Origin of the sequence: Rhodococcus mengyinensis, from assembly GCF_048381435.1 — a bacterium.
Taxonomy (GTDB): domain Bacteria; phylum Actinomycetota; class Actinomycetes; order Mycobacteriales; family Mycobacteriaceae; genus Rhodococcus_F; species Rhodococcus_F opacus_D.
The window spans coordinates 24,934-44,248 of sequence record NZ_JBLWIT010000071.1 but is presented as its reverse complement, the minus strand read 5'-3'; the positions used below and the strand labels follow the sequence as shown (position 1 = coordinate 44,248).

Here is a 19,315-nt window from a genome sequence, read left to right as displayed (position 1 = left end):
CCTCGGCGGAGCATCTGCGCGATCACACCGTCACCGTGCTCGCGGCGGCCACGCGCACCTGAAATTCGAGGCGTGACACGGCCTCCCGGGCGGCGTCGAGCGCCTGCTCGGCGGTGTCCCCGACCGCGCGTGCGCATGCGACACGCGAATCGGACGATTCCAGGACGCTGACCGCGCCGCCCGGGCGGACCAGGAGTTGTACGTCGGTCACGCCGTCGACGTTCCGGGCGTCGTCGACGCCGCTGACATCGGTGAGAACACCCGCGACCGGTGCGGCCGCGAACCAGATCGCGGAACAGCGGGCCGGCCGCTCCTCGGCGAGGACGGCCCGGATCCCGGGTAGAACCTTCTCCCCGACGGTCTGCCGCACAACGCATTCGGCGAGGTCCACGCCGGTGGCATCGAGGGCCAGGGACGGTATCTCGTCGCCGCCCATCCGCACATGGGTTTCGATCACCCGGGGACCGGTCGGGGTGAGCACGATCTCGGTGTGGGTCGCACCGAACTCCACACCGACGGCGTCGAGCACACTCGTCACGTACGTATGGATCCGTTCTTCCTGCTCCGCGGAGAGGGCTGCCGGTGCCACGTGCCCGAGTTCGACGAAGGTCGCCGGGTCGGAGAACTTGCGAGTGACGGCGACGATCTGGTGTTCGCCGCATTCCGAGAAGGCCTCCACGCTGAACTGCGGGCCCTCGTGGAACCGCTCGACGAGCACCCCGCTGGTAGTCAGGCCGTCGAAGTCGCCCCCGGCGCGCGCGAACGCCGCGGCCAGTGCGCTCTCCTCCCGAACCACGGCCACCCCGACGCTGCCCGCGCCGCACACCGGTTTGACGACGCACGGAAACCCGTGTTCGAACGCGAAGGCGCGCACCGCCTCCACGTCGGCGACGACGGCGGAGGCGGTGGCGTCGACGCCGGACTCGCGAAGCGCGGCCCGCATGGCGTTCTTGTCGTGGACCGACGTCACGGTGCGGCGTGAGTGGGTGGACAGACCGAGGGCCTCCCCGATCGCGGCGCAGCGGTCCTGGTCGCGCTCGCCGAACGTGGCGATCCGGGTGAACGGATGCTGCGCATGCGCGGCCGCGGCCAGGGCGATCCATTCCTCGTCCGGCGCATCGTGCCGCACGGCGATGACCCGCGAATGCTCGGCCAGACGGCGAAGCTTGGCGACGAATTCCAGTCGGCAGATCACCGAGGTCTGGGTGCCGGGGAGGGCATCGCGGACCCGGCCCGGGAGGTCGCGGCCGCTGCCGACGACGAGGACGTGTTCGGTCATTTCTTCACCTCGAGTATCGAGAAGGGAGACAGTGCAGGATGGTCGCCGGCCGGGAGTTCCTTCGTCCGTGCGCGTTCCGCGAGACTGCGACGCGCCGCCGTCCGGGAGACCAGTGCCGCGGCACCGAACGTCCCGGCCAGGACGGGCCACGCCAGGAGACCGGCCGGCAACAGGACGACGACCAGAACGGCGGGGCCGAGCACCTTCTGGCCCGTCATGCCGAGGCTGAACGCGCCGAGATAGCGGGCCACGGCGGGCTGCGGGGACAGTTCGGCCGACAGTTCCCAGGCGGCCACGGAGTGGATGTTCTCGGCGATCGACAGTGCCACCACCGCAACGACGACGGCGGCGATCGCCTGTCGGGTGTCGGCCATCTGGCCGACGGCGAGTGCACCGCAGCAGAAGGCCATCAGCGCCCCGGTCCACGTCAGGAGTCGCGTCGCCGCGGACGTGCCGTCGGCGAACCGGGCGACGTAGACCTGCAGGACCACCGTCAGCACGGTGTTGACGGCCATGAGCACCGGAACCCACGCGAGCGGCACCGACGTGTACTCGATGACCCAGATCGGGAGCAGAACGATCAGCACGGTGTCGTACAGCGACAGCACACCGTTGCCGACCGTGAAGACCATGAACCACCAGTCGCGGAACGGCGAGCGCACCGCGGTTCCGGCCGGCCCGGGATCAGCCGGGAGAGCCTTACGTTGCACCACGGTTCCCGTCCTCCGGAGTACGAACCGGACGGCGAACGCGATGACCACGAAGGAGATTCCGTTGCCCAGGAACAGCGCCGTGAACGCGGCGGAGGTGCCGGTAACGAAGACGACGCCCGCCAGCAGGAACCCCGCGGTGAGACCCACGTTCCGGATGGCGCGGATGGTGGCCATCGTCCGGGTCCGGTCGCGGCCGCCTATCACCGCCGTCACGACGGCCTGCTGGATCGGGCTGCTCGCCCGGTCGGCCGCGGTGAGCAGCACGGTGAGCACCAGGTAGCCGGTGAAGTCGGATACGAGCGCGAAGCATCCGTAACCGATACCGCGCACCAGCAGGAGGGCCACATAGAACCGGCCCGGTCCCACCCGGTCGGCCAGCCTGCCGAGGGGCACCGGGGCGAGCAGGGCGAGCGCACCCGCTGTCGTGGTGGCCAGGGCGATCTGGTTCGCGGTGAGACCGACGACGCCGATGAAGTACAGGGCGAAGGACGCGAAGAACATCCCGGTGCCCAGCGAGTCGATGCCGGCGCCGACGGCGAGCGTGCGACCGGCCGGGCTGTCGGGGAGCAGCGCATCACCCAGCCGTCGCAGGCGGGCGTTCACGGGATGCTCCCCGGCGTCAGGAAGGCGTGCACCAGATCGGCCGACCGCTGCACGTGGGTGGGTGTCGCCGCCTCGGGCGCCGGACGCCGCAGGTGGTTCCAGGCGTACCGCCGGGCCGCGTTGACGAGTAGTTCGGCGTCCTGAGCCGACTCGGCCGACGCGGACTGCGCGACCAGCGCCGCCGCGATGAGGAGCCGGCTCATCCGGTCGACGAGCACCCACCCGGCGGCGGCGACGGTCGCGGGGTCTGCCCCCACCCATTCGTGGCGGGTGGTGCCCAGGGCACCGAGCGCGTCGTCCACCATCTGCCAGGCCGCGAGCAACCTGCCCTGGGGGGCCGCTCCGAGAAGCTCCCTGGACCGGTGGGCCGCCGCGTCGAAGTGTTCGCGAATCGTCAGCAGTTCCAGCGCATGGGTCGTCAGGGCCCAGCAGTCGGACCGGGCGGTGCCGCTCCCGTCGGCGCGGGTGGTGTCCGCGGCAAGGGAGTAGGCGATGCAGCGCCGGGCCACTCTCCGGGCGCGGCCGTGCGACTGCTCCGGGAGGGCCTGCCACGCCCGGGCGGCCATCACGTCGACGACCCGGTCGGCGATCTCCTCGCGACGCGCATTCGCCCACGCGCTGCCGTCGAGCAGGTATGCCGCGCTGGCGAATCCGGTGACGGCACCTTCCAGGATGCCGAGTCCCTCGGCATCCCAGATCGCCGCGACCCGATCCGGTACGGCCGAAGACAGTAGACGCGTGCTCATGCGAACTCCAGCCAGTGCCGGTAGGTGGGCTCACGCCCGCGGACCACGTCGTGGAAGACGTCGCGCAGCTGTTTGGTGATCGGGCCGCACCCGCCCGCCGCCACCGGGCGGTCGTCGACCGACGCCACCGGGACCACTTCGGCGGCAGTGCCGGTGAGAAACGCCTCGTCGGCGACGTAGAGCTCGCTGCGGGTCAGGCTCTGCTCCCTCACCGTGATCCCCAGGTCGCGGGCGAGCGTGATCACGGTGTCGCGGGTGAGACCGGGCAGGATGTTGTCGCCGACCGGCGGGGTGATCAGCTCACCGTCGCGGACGGCGAAGATGTTCGCGGCGGACGCTTCGGCCACGTGCCCGGTGGAGGTGAGCATCAGCGCGTCGTCGTAACCGGCGCGCAGCGCCCCGACCTTGGCCAGAGCCGAATTGACATAGGCTCCGGTCGCTTTGGCGAGCGGTGGGACCGAGTGGACACCGTTTCGTTGCCAGCTGCTGACGACGAGTCGGCAGCCCTCCTGGTCCGCGGTTGCGCCGAGGTACGAACCCCACGGCCACGCCGCGATCGCCACCCGGGCAGTGTCCAGCGCGGGCGCGACACCCATCGAGCCGTAGCCGAGGTAGACGATCGGTCGCAGATAGCCGGAGTCCAGGCCCGTCCGGCGCAGCAGTTCGAGCGAGATCTCGGTGAGCTCGTCCACCGACCACCCGGGGTCCATCAGGTACACCCGTGCCGAGTCGTGCAGCCGTCGCAGGTGGTCGCGCAGCCGGAACACGGCCGGACCGCGGTCGGTCGCGTAGGCCCGGATGCCCTCGTAGACACCCCATCCGTAGTGCAGACTCGGTGTCAGCACATGGACTTGCGCCTGGTCCCAGGCAACGAATTCGCCGTCCATCCAGACGGTGCTGGTCGGAATCAGTTCCATTGTTCCGCTTTCGGTTCGGTGGCGGCGGGCCGCCGGGACGGGACAGGGACTGCCGGTGCGCCGACCTGGTCCAGCCTTCGCTCGATGCTGCGCGACTGCAGCGTCAGAGCCTCTCGATACTTGTCGGCGCCTTCGCCGCGGAAGGCGAACCAGCCCCAGCGGGGTCGCAGTTCGCATCCGCGGGCGATCTTGGCCTCGTAGGCGGCGAGGCCGTAGTGGACGCGACGGATGCCGTGCTCCACCGCCCAGCGCGCCGTCTCGTGGTAGGTCAGTGTCAGGTAGCAGCCACGAATCCCCGGGGCGAAGCCCGCGGTCCTGGCGAACAACGCGTCGGGGGTGCGGAGGTAGAGCACGAATCCCACGAGCCGACGGTCGAGTTCGGCACCGAGCACCACACACGAGTCACCCAATTCTTCACGGACGGCGTCGAAATCGCGTCGGACCCGGTCCTCGCCGCCGGGCAGTCCGTACTTGGCCCGGTGCGCGACCTGGAGGGCGACGACATCGTCGTCGATCGCCTCGGCACCCCAGCGGACCACCGTGCGGAGGCCTGCGTCGGTGTAGTCCGCGACCTCCTTGCGGAGCCGGGCGCGACGGCGTTTGCTGAGGCTCGCGACGTACTCCGGCCAGCTGTGGCCGCTCAGGTCCTGCACACCCTCGGCGCCCAGCAAGGCCGCCGTGTACCCGGTGCGGGTGGCGGACCCGTCCACATCGTCGGCGTCAGAACCCCCGACGTACAGCAATGCCACACTGCAGCAACCGAGTTCGTCGCCGGCCTGGTCGAGCAGGCCGGGCAGGGCCGCCATGACCGCGCGGCGCTGATCGTGCGAACGGCCGGGCGCGTGCGCGACACCGTGGTGGTTTCCGAACGTGGCGAGCGCCACCGACGGGTACTGATCCTCGCGGGCACCGGACAGCGCCGCGGTCAGCTCGGCCCAGCGCAGCCGATCGGGGTGATCGAGCAACTCCGGTTCGGCCATCGGCCCTGCGGTTCCCGCCAGCCGGGGCGCGTCGTAGAAGAGCAGGCCCCCTGGCCGCGCCGTGATCAGCAGCGGCGCGACCGCGACGGTCCGGCCGTCCGCGCGCACCTCGAGGTATCGCACCTCGTGCAGGTCGGTGCGTTCGGTGAACCGCCACCACCGCGCGTCCTCCCAGATGATGTCCGGGTCGGCGATGCCCGCGAAGTCGGCGGCGGTCGGGCGGGCGCCGCGGGGCAGGACGTGGCCGGTGAACCCGTCGATGTCGGTGTGGGTGGAGATCATGCTGCGCCCTCGCTTTCGGCACGGTCCCAATCGAATCCGGCGCTCACCTGTTCTCCGGTGGCGATCAGCCGGTCGCCCAGCGCCGTGAAATCGGGGTCGGTCACCACCCAGTAGGCGAGGAAGTCCGCCGACTTGCGCTCGTTGTACCGGGCAGGGGTCCAGTCGTCCCCGATGTGGGTGTTCAGCGTGAAGTCGTGCACGCCCCGCGGTGCGTCCGGCAGTCGCAGCACCCGGCCCCGGCGCGGCGGCACGCCGTAGAACGCTGCGTGCGGGGCGGCCGCCACCCGGTCCCGGACCGCGTCCAGGTCGGTCGGCAGCCCGCATTCCACCCGCGCCCAGAGATTCCGGGGATCGATGCCCAGGACGTGGCGGAGCATCGTCGGGATCGGCCCGCCGCCGATCCTCGCGGCCACTTCGCAGAGCACGATGTCGCCGCCGGCGGTGACGAAGAACTCGGCGTGCACGCAGACGGTGGGCGGCGAGCCGAGTGCATCGACGAGCCGCCAGGTCTCGTCCACCAGGCGCGCGCAAACCGGGTCGGTGGGGTCTACCGTCCGGGAGCCGAACGGGGCGTCGGTCCAGTGCTCGAGGCACCCTTGGCCGGTGTAGCGGGACGCGATGGCGGCCACCGGGTCTCCGGCTACGCGGAACGCGTCCACGTGGTGCACCGCAGCGTCGACGAATTCCTCGACTTCGTACGGTGTCGCCGTGACGATGTCGGCGAGTCCGGCTGCCTGCGCCGGCGAATCGAGCACGTACACGCCGGTGGAGCCGGAACCGCTGCGCGGTTTGACGACGACGCGGCCCGGGTTCTCGGCCATGAAGTCGACGATGTCCGCCGGGCCGCGCACGGGGGCGAAGGCCGGGACGAGAAGCCCTGCGGCCTGCGCCAATTCCTTCATCAGGATCTTGTCGCGGTAGGCCCCCGCCGTGGCGGTGTACAGGCCTGGGAGGCCGAGTTCGCCGCGCAGTCCGGCGGCCCGCTCCACGTCCACCTCGGCCAGCGCGAAGACCGCGGTCGGCCGGTGCCGTCCGGCGAGTTCCCGAGCGGCGGCCAGCACGGCGTCGTCGTCGTGGTAGTCGGTGACCGTGACGATCTCGGCGAATCCCTCGCCCGGATCCGATCCCTGGGCGCAGACCGCCACCAGACGTCCGCGCATCTCCGGCAGCCACTGGGCGAAGGGCAGCCCGGCGGCGCGCGGGCTGATCAGTACGAGAATCATCGAGAAGCCCCCTTTGTCGTCACGGCCAATCCGTCGAAAGTTGTTTCCAGCGTGGCGAAGACCTCCGCGGTCCGGGGGTCGAGCGGTATTCCCCCCACCCGCCGTTCGCGCTCGTGGGCGCGTTGCGGATCGCCCGGGGCCACCACCGGTGTCCCGGTGGCGGGCGTTGATCCGCGGACGGTGCCGAGCAGGTCTGCCAGCCCGGCCGCGAAGTGCGCATGCCCGCTGAACGCTCCGGGATCGAGGGCGAGGACGAAATGGCCGACCCCTCGGCTTCGACCGGGCGTTCCCTCACCGACTTGCTCGAGCTGCCAGTCGGGCGGCGACCCGGTCAACACGGCCCCCAGCAGAGTGACCGCCATTGCCAGGCCCTGTCCCTTGTAGCCGCCGAGGGGAGACAGGGCGTAGGCCTCGCCGGGTTCCGCGGTGGGCTGCCCGTCGCGGTCGGTGGCCCAGCCGCTGCCCAGTGGTCGCCCCTCGGCCCGGCGGTGCTTCACCTCACCGAAACACACCTGGCTGGTGGCCATGTCGAGGGCGAGCCCGTCGTCCCCCGTGCCCGCGGCCACGCTGATCGGGTTGGTGCCGAACAGCGGCTCGACCCCGCCGTGCGGAGCCACCCGGGACGCGGCGGACGTGACGGCGATGCCGATCATCCCCTGCCCGGCCAGGTGCCGGGTGTACACCGACGCCGCGCCGAAGTGGTTGGAATTGCGCACGCCCACCGCCGCGACGCCGAAGGCCTTGGCCCGGTCGGCTGCCAGGCGGGCGGCGGCGAGTCCGGCGAGCACGCCGAGTGCGCCGTCCGCATCCAGCAGCAGTCCGGCCCCACGGTCCCGGACCACGGTCGGGCACGCCGCTGCATTCGCGACGCCGGTCGCGAGTTCGTCCAGGTATTGCGGCAGCAAACGCAGACCGTGGGTGTCGATGCCGCGCAAGGACGTGTCGACGAGCGCGGCAGCCACCAGATCGGCGTCATCCTCCGGCACTCCCGCCTCGACGAGTGCGATCGAGGCGAGCCAGCGGGCCTCCTGCTCGTCGATGAGCGAAATGGTGTTCGGTGTCTCGTGGATCATGAAGCACTCCAATGCATGAAGACGTGGGGCCCGATCCCCGGGATGTCGAACTCCGGGCCCAGAATCCGGAAGCCCTGCTTGACGTAGAAGCCGGCGGCGGTGGTGCGGGCGTTGCACCAGACCGCGCCGGCGCCGGCCAGCGCGGCGTTCGTGAGGATGGCGCGCAGAAGTGTTGTCCCCGCACCGGTGCCGCGGACCTCCTCGAGTGTGGCCATGCCGCGGAGGCGCCACCCCCGGCCCGGGAGAAGCCCCAGCACGGCGTGCGTTTCGGGGGGATCCTCGTGGTACAGCGAGGCCACGCCGACCGGGCGTCCCGCGACGAGTGTGGCGAAGTGCCGGGTGCCGGCATGCGCGTCCTCGGGGTAGACGCAGGTCTCGGCCGGTTGCCCGGGTCGGAGCACCGCGTGGCGGATCGGTCGCACGTCGGCGGCGGACACCGGCCGCACCCGCCAGCCGTGGGCGGCCGGATCGGGAAGGTAGCCGGAACCGGGACGATCCGGCAGGGTGACGCGGCCGGCGCCGTCGAGTGTCAGTCCACGGCCGGTGTTCACCGCCAGAAGGTCGATTGCGTCGACATCCAGGTGGTCGGCCAATCCCCCGAGGTGCGCCGTGGCGGACACCCCGGCCGCGGATTCGGGCATGCACCCGAGCATGGTGATCAGACCGCGTTCACGCGCCCGGCGCAGCAGCGCGAGGGACGGGGTGATGCCTCCCGCCTTCATCGGCTTCACGTTGATGCCGTCGAACGCGTCGGTGCAGGCGTCCAGGTCCTGCGGCGACGCGATGCTCTCGTCCGCGATCACCGGGATCGGGCTGCGCTCCTTCAGAATCCGGGCGTCGCGCCACGCCGAGCGCGGAAACGGCTGCTCGATCAGCTGCACACCGAGTTCCTGCAGGCCGGGCAGGACGTGGAGCAGCCGGGACAGCTCCCACCCGCAGTTGCCGTCCACGGAGAACGGCGCGGTCGTATGGCAGCGAAGTTCCTTGACGACGGTGAGGTCGCCCGGATCGGCGAGCTTGATCTTGTACGCCGACCACCCGGGTCGCTCGCGGAGTTTGCGGACCATCACCTCGGTCTCGTCGAGCCCGATACTGAAGCTGGAGCGCAACTCCCGCGGACGTTCCAGTCCGAGGGCCTGCCACAGCGGCACCCCGAGCAGCCGTGCCCGCAGATCGTGCACCGCGGTGTCGAGGGCGGCCAGGACGAACGGCGAATCGGGAAGCTCCGCGGACAGGGCTCGCCACACGGCGACCGGGTCGTCGGGACCGAGGTCGATCAGTAACGGCGCAATCCGCCGCAGATCTGCGTGCATCCGGTCCAGGCCCGAGTTGTAGTGGTCGGTCATGAACGCGGATGCCTCGCCGAACCCGGCGAGACCGTCCTGCTCCACCTCGACCACCAGGCCCCGCTGCACCGGAATCGCCTCTCGGGCAGAGCGCCACAGATGCCGTTGCGTCAAGCTGATCTCGTGCGCGGTGACCTTCACGCGGTGCCTCCGACGCCGAAGAACTCGCGGTCGCGCGGGCCGTGCGGGCGGAGGTCGTCCCACCACTGCGCGTGCTCGTCGTATTTCGCGAAGAACGGCTTGCCGACCAGATCCGGCCGGCGTGCCTGCAGGAACCGCAGCGCGAACGCACGTCCGCCGTCGAGATCGACAACGCCGTCGACCACGACCTTTCCCGGCGACGCCGACATCACCGGACCCCGCGCGGTCCGCCCGAGTCCGGAGACCCGTTGCAGCGCTTCGCGGTAGATGTCGACCGCTCGCGCCAGCGGCAGACCGAAATACGGTCGCGCACCGGTGTCCCGTTCGACGAACATGTAGTACGGCACGACCCGGTTGCGGACCTGCGCCTGCCAGAGGTCGGCCCACGTGCGCGGGTCGTCGTTGACGTGACGCACCACCGGCGCCTGAGCGCGGAGCACCGCGCCGGTCGACGCCAGCCGGGCCAGCGCCGTCCGGGCGGCATCGGTCTGCAGTTCCGCGACGTGCGACAGGTGCAGCATCATCGCGACGTGCTTGCCGGCGGCGGTCAGCCGCTCGAGCAACCGCAACAGGTCATCGGCTTCCGGCCCGGCCAACAGCCGGTACGGCCAGAACGAGACGGCCTTCGTGCCGATCCGGATCGTCTCGACGTGTTCCCGCCCCGGTTCGAGCAGCGGCTCCAGATACGAGGCCAGCAACTCGGTCCGCATGACCAGTGGGTCGCCGCCGGTCAACAGCACGTCCGTGATACCGGGGTGCAGGTCGAGGTACCGGGTCATCGCCTCCGGCCCGGACATGGCCATCTTCAGGTCCGGGGTGTCCACGAACTGGGCCCAGCGGAAGCAGTAGCCGCAATAGCTGTGGCACGTCTGCCCCTGGCGGGGGAACACCAGCAGGGTCTCGGCGTACTTGTGCTGCATGCCCGAACCGTCGATGTCGTCGTGCTGCGGAACGTTCATGCTCAGCTGGTCGCCGGGATGCGGGTTCAGCGCGGCCCGGACCGTGTCGACGGCCTGCCGGACGGTTCCCCGATCTCCCTGCGCCACAGCCCGTTCGATGATGGCGAAGTGCTCGGGCTCGAGCATGTCGCGGTGCGGGAAGGTCAGCCGGTAGATCGGGTCGTCCGGCGCACGGCCCCAGTCGATCAGTTCGTCGACGACGTAGCTGCTGACCTTGAACGGCAGCACCTGGGAGACCACGTGGGCCTCGTGCCCCAAGGTCGGGTCGCCGGTTCGCTCGGCGACGAGCTTGCGGAGCCGGTCGCCGCTGATCGATCGCGGAGCGAGGGCTGTGCGGGTGTCGATATCGAGCACGGTCATTTGTCCGTCACCGCCAGGCCCCAGTCGAAGTCGACTTCGCCCAGAACATTCATGTCCGACATCAGCGAATACAGACCGCTGTAGTCGCGCACGAGCCGCGAACCGGACTTCTCGGCCCGCACGTCGGCGAGCATCTTCTCCCATCCGGTGACCTTCTCGATCCGGAAGATCGCCTCCCACGTCGAGTAGTCCGTGGCGACGAACGCGTCCAGTCCGGCGACCAGCATGTCCAGGAAGAATCGGCGTTTGCCGGGGTCCAGCATGTCGTACACCAGCTTCGCCATCTCGTCGGAAATGGATGCGTGGCAGTACTCGTCCCGGTTGTGCAGCTTTGCGGTGGTGGAGTTGACCACCTGGATGTCGTGATCGTCGGCGAGCAGATCGAGATACGCGTTGATCGAGATCTCGGACACCGTGGCGAAGGCCAGCGTGGTCAGGCTGCGCTGCCAGCGTTCGGCGGCACGGGCCCGCAGCCGACGGTGTGCCCGTGAGGTGTGGGATTCGGGTAACGCGCTGTCGGGGAACGGGTTCCCTCGTTTACGTCTGGTCAGCGCACTCGCGTTGATGTGCATCAGGGTGTGGTACTGCTCGTCGACCATGGCTTGGGCGAGGGCGATATCCATGTCCTGGCCGCCGAGCCCCGGGAACTCCCCGTCCATGACGAGCGCGAACGCCGGGTTGGCGACGCGTTGCTCGGCGAGCACCGTGTGCCGGTTGTACGCGATCCAGGCCCAGCTCAGCAGCCGCGACCGCAGCGCGTCGGGCATCGCCTGCCACGTCGGATGGTCACGGAACGGCACGATGCCCTCGGGGTAGTCGGCCCGGCCGGCGTCGAACAACTCGTCGAGGTCGGGCTCGTCGCGCTTCACCGTCGACCGTCGGTGCCAGTTGCCGGCGAGGCGGCTGATGACGGCGTTCTCGGCTTCGTCGGCGGGGTCGAACGACGGCAGTCCGGGGAGGTGGACCAGGCCGTCGGCGTCGGAGCACTGCAGGTCGTCGATGATCATGCGCGGGTCCGGTCGCCGGCCCAGAAACGGGTGAGGTGACGGGCGCGGTCGGCGTACTCCGAGCGCGCGTGCAGCATGCGCTGGTTGTCCCAGATGAGCAGCGCATTCTCGGGGATCAGCACGCGGGTGCGCAGTTCGTGGAACAGGTCGCTGACGCGATGCGCCAACCTGCGACCGGCCAGGCCGAGCGGCAGCCGAGTGTCGTCGACGTCGGAGTCGTGGTGTGGGTCGTAGTCGGCCGCGGTGAGCAGGTTGTAGCTGAAGCGCAGGGCGGTGCGGCCGGTGTCGTCCGCGCCCAGCATCGCGGTGCGTACACCCCCGCCCGGGCCCGGGAAGGTCAGTTCGGCGTCCGTCATCAAGGTGAGCTCGGCCGGTTCCAGGGCGTCGACGAGCCGCCGGATGTCGAGCAGATCGGTGTGGCCGCCGCCGCAGCGCGCCTGCCGGTGGCAGAACAGCGCCAGGTACGCCGGGCTGGGATTCCAGCCCGGGGCCTCGGTATGCGCCAGAATCGTGTTCGCGCTCTGCGAGTACGCCCGATGATCGTTGCCGGGACGGTACGTCACCTCGTGGGTGAGCAGACCGTTGTATTGCGGGACCAGATCACCCAGGGAGCCAACCACTTCCGCTGCAGCGGTGCGGTCGGGCACGTCGTGGACGACGACGTAGCCGTCCTCCCCCAGCCGGGACCGGTCGAGACGGCCTTCCACCGTTTCCACACCCGCAGAAACGACATGACAATTCGGCGACATCCATTCCTCCATTCCGAAAACCCGACTGGGATACGTACCCCGTGATGCCGGTCGTTCGAGACCGGGATCGTCGTGATCGGTTTCAAGAATGTGGTCGCGCCGCCACGCACACCAGGCACCCTAGGGGAGCCAAAACGTCACCCGGACAGAACTGCCGGGGCTGTAACAACGACATCGTCAGGTGGTCGCACCATCTTCAGGTGGGCCGCACCTACTGATCATCCACCGCCGAGGCCGACCACTCCGATCATCAAGGGCAGGAAGACGATGATCAGAATTGCACCGACGATGTCGAAGGTGATTCCGCTTCGGATCATGGTGGTGATCCGGACGGCTCCGGAGCCGTAGACCACGGCGTTCTGCGGCGTCGAGACCGGCAGCATGAAGCCGAACGATGCGGCGAACGTGGCGGCGAGCGCAGGCACGAAGGGGTTGACCCCGGCCGCCAACGCCACCGGGATCACGATCGGCACCACGACCGCCGCGGAAGCCGTGTTACTCGTCGTCTCCGACACGGCGATGGCCAGCAGCACCGCGAAGACGGTGATGGCGACGACGCTCGTCAGGCCCAGCGAGTCCGCGACGGAGGTGCCGATTGTCTCGGCGAGTCCGGTGTCGGCGAGCAGTGCGCCGAAGATGATGCCGCTGCCGAACAGCACGATCGTGCCCCAGTCGATCTTCGCTGCGTCCCGCCAGGTCAGCGTGAACTCGCGATTCTCCCAATCGGTCGGCAGAAGGTAGAGCAACGCCGCCCCGAAGACCGCGACCATGCCCTCGTCGAGTCGGTCGCTGATCGTGCCGTAGAGGTCCGAGTCGTTGCCGGCGATCACCGCGACGACACCGGGCAGAATCCACAGCGTCACCGTCACTCCGAACGCGATGAGCGTGTTCTTCTCGGCACGCGACAGCGGACCCATTTCTGCGCGCTGCTCCGCCAGGTAATCGGCGACGCCTTCGATCCGCCGGATCTCCGGCTTGTTGAGGCGCAGCAGGATGATGGCAAGCGCGATGAACATCAGCAGGCAGATCGGGATGGCCATCACCATCCACTGCCCGAAGCTGATCCGCTCCCCGGTGGCCTCTTCGATGAGCCCGCGTCCGATGAGGTTGGGTGGGCTCCCGACCGGTGTCAGCAGGCCGCCCACGCTTGCGCTGTACGCGAGCATCAACATGATCGCGGCACCCACCCGGAGACGCAACGGGTCGAAGTTCTCTGCGACGACGCCGCGGCGCTGCATGAGTTTCGCGATGACGCCGAGGATGCCCAGGGCGGTGGGCAGCAGCATGGCCACGGTCGCGGTGTTGGATACGAACGCCGAGAGCCCGCACGTGATCGCGCCGAACGCGACGATCACTCCGGTGGTGGACTGGCCGACACGCGGCAGGGTCAGGATCCGAAACGCGAACCGCCGTGCGACGCCGTGTTTGAGCATCGCCTGGGCGAGGATGAACGCTCCGATGAACGTGAAGATCGTCGACGACCCGAACGCGGCGAGGACCTCGTCGGCCGGCGCCACGCCCAGAAACACCACGATCGCCACCCCGAGCAGCCCGCCGATCGGGATCGGCACCGCCTCGGTTACCCACAGCACGATGACGCCGAGCAGCACGCCGGCCAACGTCTGCTGATTGGGCGGTATGTCGATCGGCAGGGCGAGGAACGCGATCGTGATCAGTGGCGCCAGAAAGAGCCCGATCGTGCGGCGGCCCTTCTCGAATCGCTCCTCGGCGGGTGAGAGATGCTGTTCGCCGAGGCTGCGATAGGTGGTGTGCCCTAGCAACGCCTTGTCGACGTCGGTGCGGTCGCCCTGGTTCTCGGCTGTCATGGTGCCTCCCCTGCGACACGGATTGGTACGGAAGTAATACCCACCAACGAACGTCCTAGTCGTTGCAACGGCATGTTTTCTCCCAGGTGGGCACGAACGACGCCTAGGCCGTCACCTTGTTTCTGGGAACGATCAGCACGGGCACCGGAGCGTGACGCAGGATCTTCGAGGCGGCCGAGCCGAGGAATACGTGGGCCGCGGGTCCGGCTGCCCCCGACCCCAGCGCCAGCATGTCGCCGGCTTCCCAGGAGACAGCTTCCACCGCTTCGCGCCAGTCGTGGCCGCTGCCGACCACGACGTCCACGTCGGGAACCGGAATTCGTGCGCGAACTGCGTTGAGCTGCTTGATGATATCGGCGCGCGTCCGGCGTGCCCATTGTTGGACGACGAGGTCCTCCGTCGATCGCTCGATCGCGCCGCCGAACATCGTCATCGGCCGCACCGTGAACGACACGATCCGCAATTGCACCGGCCACTGCCTGGCCAGCTCGGCGGTGGCAGCAACGAGGCCGTTGACATCGGCCTCGCCTCCATACGCGACGGTGATCCGGCGGATCGACTCCGGCGCCGGCGGGTAGCCGCGCGGAGCGATCGCGACGGGCACCGCCGCGGTATGGACCAGCCGTTCGGTGACGCTGCCCAGCGTCACCCTGCCCAGCAGCCCGGACGACGACGACCCGACAACCACGAGACGCGCGTCGTGGGCGGTGACGAGTTCGATCAACCCTGTTGGAATGGAATCGGATTGGTGGACGACGCGGGGAATGTCCGGGCCCCCGGGCAGCTGGCCGACCACCCTGTCCAGTGCGTGCGAAGCCTCCTCGGTGACGTAGCCCAGATATTCGCGTTCGATGGGGTCGTCCTTCGCCGGCCACGGCCGTTCCACGATCGCCGCGGCCACAACCTTGTCGCCGGTCCAGCGTGATATCTGCACCGCCAGGTTGAGGGGTGCGGTGCCCTGACGGCTCGAGCTGAAGCCGGCGATGATCGTCATCGGGGGGCTCTCCCTGCGGCGACCGGGGTGACGACGACGTGCGTCACCGGCACGCTGTGCTCGGCGCGGGCGCGGTCCACGACGTCGAAGCGGTGCCACACCGACTCTTCGGGTGGCAGTGTCGAGATGACGATCTGATCCGGACGGAACGAGTCGACGGCGGCGGCCAGGGCCCGCAGCGGCCGGTAGTCGCCCAACTCGCCGTCGGCTTCGAGGTTCTCCGCGCGGAGTGTCGCCAGCGTGTCGTCCAACCGCCGCTGTGCGACCTCTCGGGTCGCTTCCGCGACGTCGAGTGGACCGTGGGTGGCGGCGGTTCCGGTTTCGATCGGGCTGGCAGGCACGACCACGAAGTAGGTGGCATCCCGATCCGCGTCGATGCGACGAAGCTCGTCGAGCATTTCCTTGGACTGGACGGTCTGGTTCGCCAGCACCAGCACGCGGTGCGGACGTGTCGTGGCCGCGACCCCTTCCACGACGGGCCGCCGGCCCACGAACCACTTGTTGGCGAGGAACAGCACGATGACGACGGCCCACGACAACAGGCTCAGCACCAGTTGCGACCGCACATCCTCTTGCAGATACATCTGCACCAGGATCGCCACGATCGCGGCCGCGGTGATGATCGACAACACCGGGAACAGCCACATCTTGACCCGAAGCTCCGAGTCCGGGGTGCGGTACCGCAGGACGATCTGGGAGACGGCAATGAGCAGGTAGACGAACAGGATGACGGCACCGCTGGAGTTCAGCAGGAAGACGAAGACGGTGTCCGGTGAGACTGCCGCGGCGATGACGCACAGAAAACCGACGACCGAGGACGCGAGTATCGCGGTAGCAGGAACCCCGCGCCGGGTCACCCTGACCAGCTGCGCGGGCGCCTCCCGGCGCGCAGCGAGCACGAACAACATGCGGGAGGCGGTGTACATGCCCGAGTTGAGACAGCTCAGCACCGCCGTCAACACCACGGCGTTCATGATGTGGTCGGCGTACGGAATCCCCATTTCGGTGAACGCGGCGACGAACGGGGACGCGGCCGCATCCTCGTCGTTCCACGGCAGGATCGTCGCCAGCAGGAACGTAGAGCCGACGAAGAACACGGCGATCCGCACGATCACCGAGTTCGCGGCCTTGGTCACCGCCCGCTCCGGGTCCGCCGATTCCGCAGCGGCGATCGTCGCGATTTCGGCGCCGACCATGGAGAAGATCACCGTGACCACACCGACGGTGATGGCCATGGCGCCGAACGGCAGGAACCCGTCATGGCTCCACAGGTTCGAGAAATCGAGCGATTTGTTCGGCCACACCCCGAGAACGAACAGCGCGCCCAGCCCGATGAACACCACGATTGCGGCCACCTTGATCCCGGCGAACCAGAATTCGAACTCGCCGAACGACGACACCGAGAACAGATTCGTCGCCGTCATCAGAATCATCAGAACCAACGCCGACAACCACAGCGGGATGTCGATCCAGTACTGAATGATCGTCGCGCCGGCGATCGCCTCGAAACCGACGACGATCACCCAGAAGTACCAGTACAACCAGCCGACGGAGAAGCCGGCCCAGTTGCCCAACGCGGCGCGGGCATAATCGGCGAACGATCCGGTCGACGGGTTGGCCACCGCCATCTCGGCCAGCATCCGCATAACCATGATGATCAGGACCCCGGCAAGCGCATAGGTAATGAAGGCCCCCGGCCCGGTGTCGCCGATGACGACGCCCGAGCCGACGAACAGGCCTGCGCCGATGACCCCGCCGATCGCAATCATCGTCAGCTGCCGCTGGCTCAGCGCCTTCTTCAAAGTGGGTGTTGCACTCATTGCATCCCTCCGATACTCGACGCACCGGCTACTCGCTCTCTTGGCGAGACCGGCTGTCGGATTCCGTGGGATGTACTCGGCTGGGCACGCGATCAGAGGGAATGAGCCGCAGGGCTTGAATCTCAATCGTAAGCCGCAGCGTCCGTCCACCGAGCGGGATTGGACAGTCGGGTCCGGTGTGCCGCGGTTAGGCGCACCGGAACTTCCGCGGCCGACGGCCGGATCACGGCCGGAACGTCACGGGACCTTCAGTGCCTTGCAGTCGTCCATCGCCCGGTAACCCGGGCACTGGGACCAGCCGTGGAAATGGTTTCCTTGGGACCCCCTGCAGGAACTGCTGACACACCGGAATTCCGTAGCGCCGTCGCAAGGCGGCCATCGTCGTTGCCGGAGCCCGCTCGAACCCATTTCGAGCGGTAGTCGGACCGCGCTGTATCTTCGTGCTCTCCCGTACGGCCTAATCGTGCGCCCGCTCCACGACCCAGGCCGCGACCTGGGTCCGGGAGGTGAAGCCCAGTTTCGCCAGGATGTGCTCGACGTGCCCTTGTGCTGTGCGGGGTGAGATCACGAGGCGGTCGGCGATGGCCTGGTTGGTCAGGCCTTCGGCGATCAGGTCGGCGACTTGCCGTTCCCTCTTGGTCAGTCGCGTCGACGCGGCGGTGGCGGGTGTGGAGGTGTGGGCCTGTTGCTCGTGGAGGGCGTAGGCGATTGCCGCGTCGAAGCCGAGCTGTTCACCCTTGTGGTGGGCCGCCCCGAATGCTTTGTCCCCGAGTTCCTGCCGGGCCTTCGTTGCATATTCTTCTTGGTAGAGAATCAGATTGGTATGTATGACCGCCGTACTGTTGATCGACCGCGCCAGCCCGTCCGCGGCTCCCATCAGAACTGCGGCCCGGAGTGCATCGCGACGTTCGAAGCTGATCCAGGCCAGCGCCTCGAGGCAGGCTGCAGCGACGCGGGGGCTGCGCACCTGCTTGGTCAGCTTCAGTGATTGTTCGATAAGCTGCACCGAACGACGTGCATCACCCTGCTTCCACACGGCAATTCCCAAGGCCCACAGCGAATGCGATCGATACATCGTCTCGCCGTGCGCTTCCGTGATCGCGATCGCACGTTCGTGGCATTCGATCGCCTGGTCCGTCCGGCCGGACAGTCCATGCGCCAGGCCTAACGGGTAAAGGATGGCTACTTGGAGCATTTGATCTCCGCGTTCGGTGAACTCGGCGAGCGCGATGTCCAGTTGCGAGCACGCTCGCGCGAGATCACCGCGGTAGAGGGCCAGCATGCCGTCGGCGCAGTCGACGTAGGCGCGCAGTAGGGGATCACTCGTGTCGGCGGTGCGAGTCCGCGCCTCCTCGACGAGCGCTGTCGCTGCCTGGAGGTCGCCTTGAGCGAAAGCCATTACGCTGTGGCTGTAGAGCCCTTTGATCGAATCCAAGGTGGGCGGGCCGCTCTGGCGGGCGAGCAGCTGGTCGTACCACCGGCGCCCCTCGTTGTAGAGGCCCTGGGAGCTCCAGAACAGGAACAGCGCCACGGCGATGCGTAGGCCGGTGGTGGGGTCGTCGTCGATGCTGAATTCGAGGGCCTCCCGCAGATTCGCGTGTTCCCGTTTCAGCCGGGCGATCCACTCGAGCTGGCGGGCGCTGATCCATTCGGCCTCCGCATTCAGCGCCAACGCCTCGTACCAGTCCCGGTGCCGGCGACGCAACGCCACAGCCTCACCGGTCTGTTCGAGTTTCTCGTAGCCGTATTCGCGGAGCGTCTCGAGCATCCGGAACCGCACCACCGACCCGTGCTCCTCGCGGATCAGGATCGACTTCTCCACCAAGGACGTCAGCGTGTCGAGCAACTCGTCCGGGTCGAGTCCCTCGCCGCACACCTGCTCGGCCGCATCGAGTTCGAAGCTCCCCGCGAAGACCGCCACGCGACCCCACACCAGTTGCTCACCGGCAGAGCACAACTCGAAACTCCAGTCGATGCACAACCGCAGCGTCTGTTGCCGCGTCGGCGCACCCCGGCTGCCGCGAGTCAGCAGGGCATAGCGGTCGGTCAGCCGCCCCAGGATCTGCTCGGGTGACATCGCCCGCAACCGCGCCGCCGCCAATTCGATCGGCAACGGCAACCCGTCGAGCCGGTGGCAGATCCCCGCCACCGTCGCCGCGTTCTCCTCGGTGAGCGCGAACCCCGGAACCGCGGCATTGGCGCGTTCGACGAACAGAGTCACCGCATCGTATTTGGGTAGCCCGCGCAGGGAGGTCCGCCGCCCGGGATCCGGGACGGCCAGCGGGGGGACCCGCAGC

Annotated in this window: 15 protein-coding genes; all 15 read right to left on the bottom strand. The window is 68.7% G+C overall.

Annotation, left to right across the window (positions count from 1 at the left end; genetic code table 11):
• Window positions 1–22 precede the first annotated feature (22 nt).
• Window positions 23–1,279, bottom strand: a complete 1,257-nt coding sequence (locus ACNJ7E_RS14070; RefSeq protein ID WP_418340161.1) for an ATP-grasp domain-containing protein — start codon at window positions 1,277–1,279, stop codon at window positions 23–25.
• The gene (locus ACNJ7E_RS14065; protein ID WP_418340160.1) at window positions 1,276–2,595 is read right to left on the bottom strand and encodes an MFS transporter; all 1,320 of its coding nucleotides are present in this window, start codon (window positions 2,593–2,595) and stop codon (window positions 1,276–1,278) included. The genes ACNJ7E_RS14070 and ACNJ7E_RS14065 overlap by 4 nt, the downstream gene beginning before the upstream one ends.
• On the bottom strand, window positions 2,592–3,341 hold the full coding sequence (locus ACNJ7E_RS14060; protein ID WP_418340159.1) for a hypothetical protein: 750 nt from the start codon (window positions 3,339–3,341) through the stop codon (window positions 2,592–2,594). Before ACNJ7E_RS14060 ends, ACNJ7E_RS14065 begins: the two co-directional genes overlap by 4 nt.
• Window positions 3,338–4,258, bottom strand: a complete 921-nt coding sequence (locus ACNJ7E_RS14055; protein WP_280779741.1) for a branched-chain amino acid transaminase — start codon at window positions 4,256–4,258, stop codon at window positions 3,338–3,340. Before ACNJ7E_RS14055 ends, ACNJ7E_RS14060 begins: the two co-directional genes overlap by 4 nt.
• Window positions 4,249–5,520 carry a GNAT family N-acetyltransferase gene (locus tag ACNJ7E_RS14050; protein ID WP_418340158.1) on the bottom strand — a complete coding sequence of 424 codons (1,272 nt, stop codon included), beginning with the start codon at window positions 5,518–5,520 and terminating at the stop codon, window positions 4,249–4,251. The genes ACNJ7E_RS14055 and ACNJ7E_RS14050 overlap by 10 nt, the downstream gene beginning before the upstream one ends.
• Entirely contained in the window at window positions 5,517–6,743 is a 1,227-nt protein-coding gene (locus ACNJ7E_RS14045; protein ID WP_418340157.1) for an ATP-grasp domain-containing protein, read from the bottom strand. Before ACNJ7E_RS14045 ends, ACNJ7E_RS14050 begins: the two co-directional genes overlap by 4 nt.
• Window positions 6,740–7,816: an Ldh family oxidoreductase gene (locus ACNJ7E_RS14040; RefSeq protein WP_418340156.1), complete on the bottom strand. Its 1,077-nt coding sequence runs from the start codon at window positions 7,814–7,816 to the stop codon at window positions 6,740–6,742. Before ACNJ7E_RS14040 ends, ACNJ7E_RS14045 begins: the two co-directional genes overlap by 4 nt.
• Window positions 7,813–9,303, bottom strand: a complete 1,491-nt coding sequence (locus tag ACNJ7E_RS14035; RefSeq protein ID WP_418340155.1) for a GNAT family N-acetyltransferase — start codon at window positions 9,301–9,303, stop codon at window positions 7,813–7,815. Before ACNJ7E_RS14035 ends, ACNJ7E_RS14040 begins: the two co-directional genes overlap by 4 nt.
• Window positions 9,300–10,622 (bottom strand): KamA family radical SAM protein, encoded by a 1,323-nt coding sequence (locus ACNJ7E_RS14030; protein WP_418340154.1) that lies wholly within the window; start codon window positions 10,620–10,622, stop codon window positions 9,300–9,302. The genes ACNJ7E_RS14035 and ACNJ7E_RS14030 overlap by 4 nt, the downstream gene beginning before the upstream one ends.
• Window positions 10,619–11,629 (bottom strand): AurF N-oxygenase family protein, encoded by a 1,011-nt coding sequence (locus tag ACNJ7E_RS14025; protein ID WP_418340153.1) that lies wholly within the window; start codon window positions 11,627–11,629, stop codon window positions 10,619–10,621. Before ACNJ7E_RS14025 ends, ACNJ7E_RS14030 begins: the two co-directional genes overlap by 4 nt.
• Window positions 11,626–12,378, bottom strand: a complete 753-nt coding sequence (locus tag ACNJ7E_RS14020; RefSeq protein WP_418340152.1) for a TauD/TfdA family dioxygenase — start codon at window positions 12,376–12,378, stop codon at window positions 11,626–11,628. Before ACNJ7E_RS14020 ends, ACNJ7E_RS14025 begins: the two co-directional genes overlap by 4 nt.
• A 218-nt stretch (window positions 12,379–12,596) precedes the next feature.
• The gene (locus tag ACNJ7E_RS14015) at window positions 12,597–14,204 is read right to left on the bottom strand and encodes an SLC13 family permease (RefSeq protein ID WP_418340151.1); all 1,608 of its coding nucleotides are present in this window, start codon (window positions 14,202–14,204) and stop codon (window positions 12,597–12,599) included.
• Window positions 14,205–14,307: 103 nt separating this feature from the next.
• On the bottom strand, window positions 14,308–15,198 hold the full coding sequence (locus tag ACNJ7E_RS14010) for a universal stress protein (RefSeq protein WP_418340150.1): 891 nt from the start codon (window positions 15,196–15,198) through the stop codon (window positions 14,308–14,310).
• Window positions 15,195–17,018 carry an amino acid permease gene (locus tag ACNJ7E_RS14005; protein ID WP_418340149.1) on the bottom strand — a complete coding sequence of 608 codons (1,824 nt, stop codon included), beginning with the start codon at window positions 17,016–17,018 and terminating at the stop codon, window positions 15,195–15,197. Before ACNJ7E_RS14005 ends, ACNJ7E_RS14010 begins: the two co-directional genes overlap by 4 nt.
• A 457-nt stretch (window positions 17,019–17,475) precedes the next feature.
• The gene (locus ACNJ7E_RS14000; protein WP_418340166.1) at window positions 17,476–17,895 is read right to left on the bottom strand and encodes a response regulator transcription factor; all 420 of its coding nucleotides are present in this window, start codon (window positions 17,893–17,895) and stop codon (window positions 17,476–17,478) included.
• Between the last annotated feature and the right edge of the window lie 1,420 nt (window positions 17,896–19,315).

Coding starts and splice junctions, on each gene's coding strand:
- ACNJ7E_RS14005 (WP_418340149.1), bottom strand. CDS start 17,018: ATGAGTGCAACACCCACTTTGAAGAAGGCGCTGAGCCAGCGGCAGCTG.
- ACNJ7E_RS14030 (WP_418340154.1), bottom strand. CDS start 10,622: ATGACCGTGCTCGATATCGACACCCGCACAGCCCTCGCTCCGCGATCG.
- ACNJ7E_RS14040 (WP_418340156.1), bottom strand. CDS start 7,816: ATGATCCACGAGACACCGAACACCATTTCGCTCATCGACGAGCAGGAG.
- ACNJ7E_RS14060 (WP_418340159.1), bottom strand. CDS start 3,341: ATGAGCACGCGTCTACTGTCTTCGGCCGTACCGGATCGGGTCGCGGCG.
- ACNJ7E_RS14045 (WP_418340157.1), bottom strand. CDS start 6,743: ATGATTCTCGTACTGATCAGCCCGCGCGCCGCCGGGCTGCCCTTCGCC.
- ACNJ7E_RS14070 (WP_418340161.1), bottom strand. CDS start 1,279: ATGACCGAACACGTCCTCGTCGTCGGCAGCGGCCGCGACCTCCCGGGC.
- ACNJ7E_RS14010 (WP_418340150.1), bottom strand. CDS start 15,198: ATGACGATCATCGCCGGCTTCAGCTCGAGCCGTCAGGGCACCGCACCC.
- ACNJ7E_RS14000 (WP_418340166.1), bottom strand. CDS start 17,895: ATGGGAGCCGCGGACGGGCTGGCGCGGTCGATCAACAGTACGGCGGTC.
- ACNJ7E_RS14015 (WP_418340151.1), bottom strand. CDS start 14,204: ATGACAGCCGAGAACCAGGGCGACCGCACCGACGTCGACAAGGCGTTG.
- ACNJ7E_RS14050 (WP_418340158.1), bottom strand. CDS start 5,520: ATGATCTCCACCCACACCGACATCGACGGGTTCACCGGCCACGTCCTG.
- ACNJ7E_RS14055 (WP_280779741.1), bottom strand. CDS start 4,258: ATGGAACTGATTCCGACCAGCACCGTCTGGATGGACGGCGAATTCGTT.
- ACNJ7E_RS14025 (WP_418340153.1), bottom strand. CDS start 11,629: ATGATCATCGACGACCTGCAGTGCTCCGACGCCGACGGCCTGGTCCAC.
- ACNJ7E_RS14020 (WP_418340152.1), bottom strand. CDS start 12,378: ATGTCGCCGAATTGTCATGTCGTTTCTGCGGGTGTGGAAACGGTGGAA.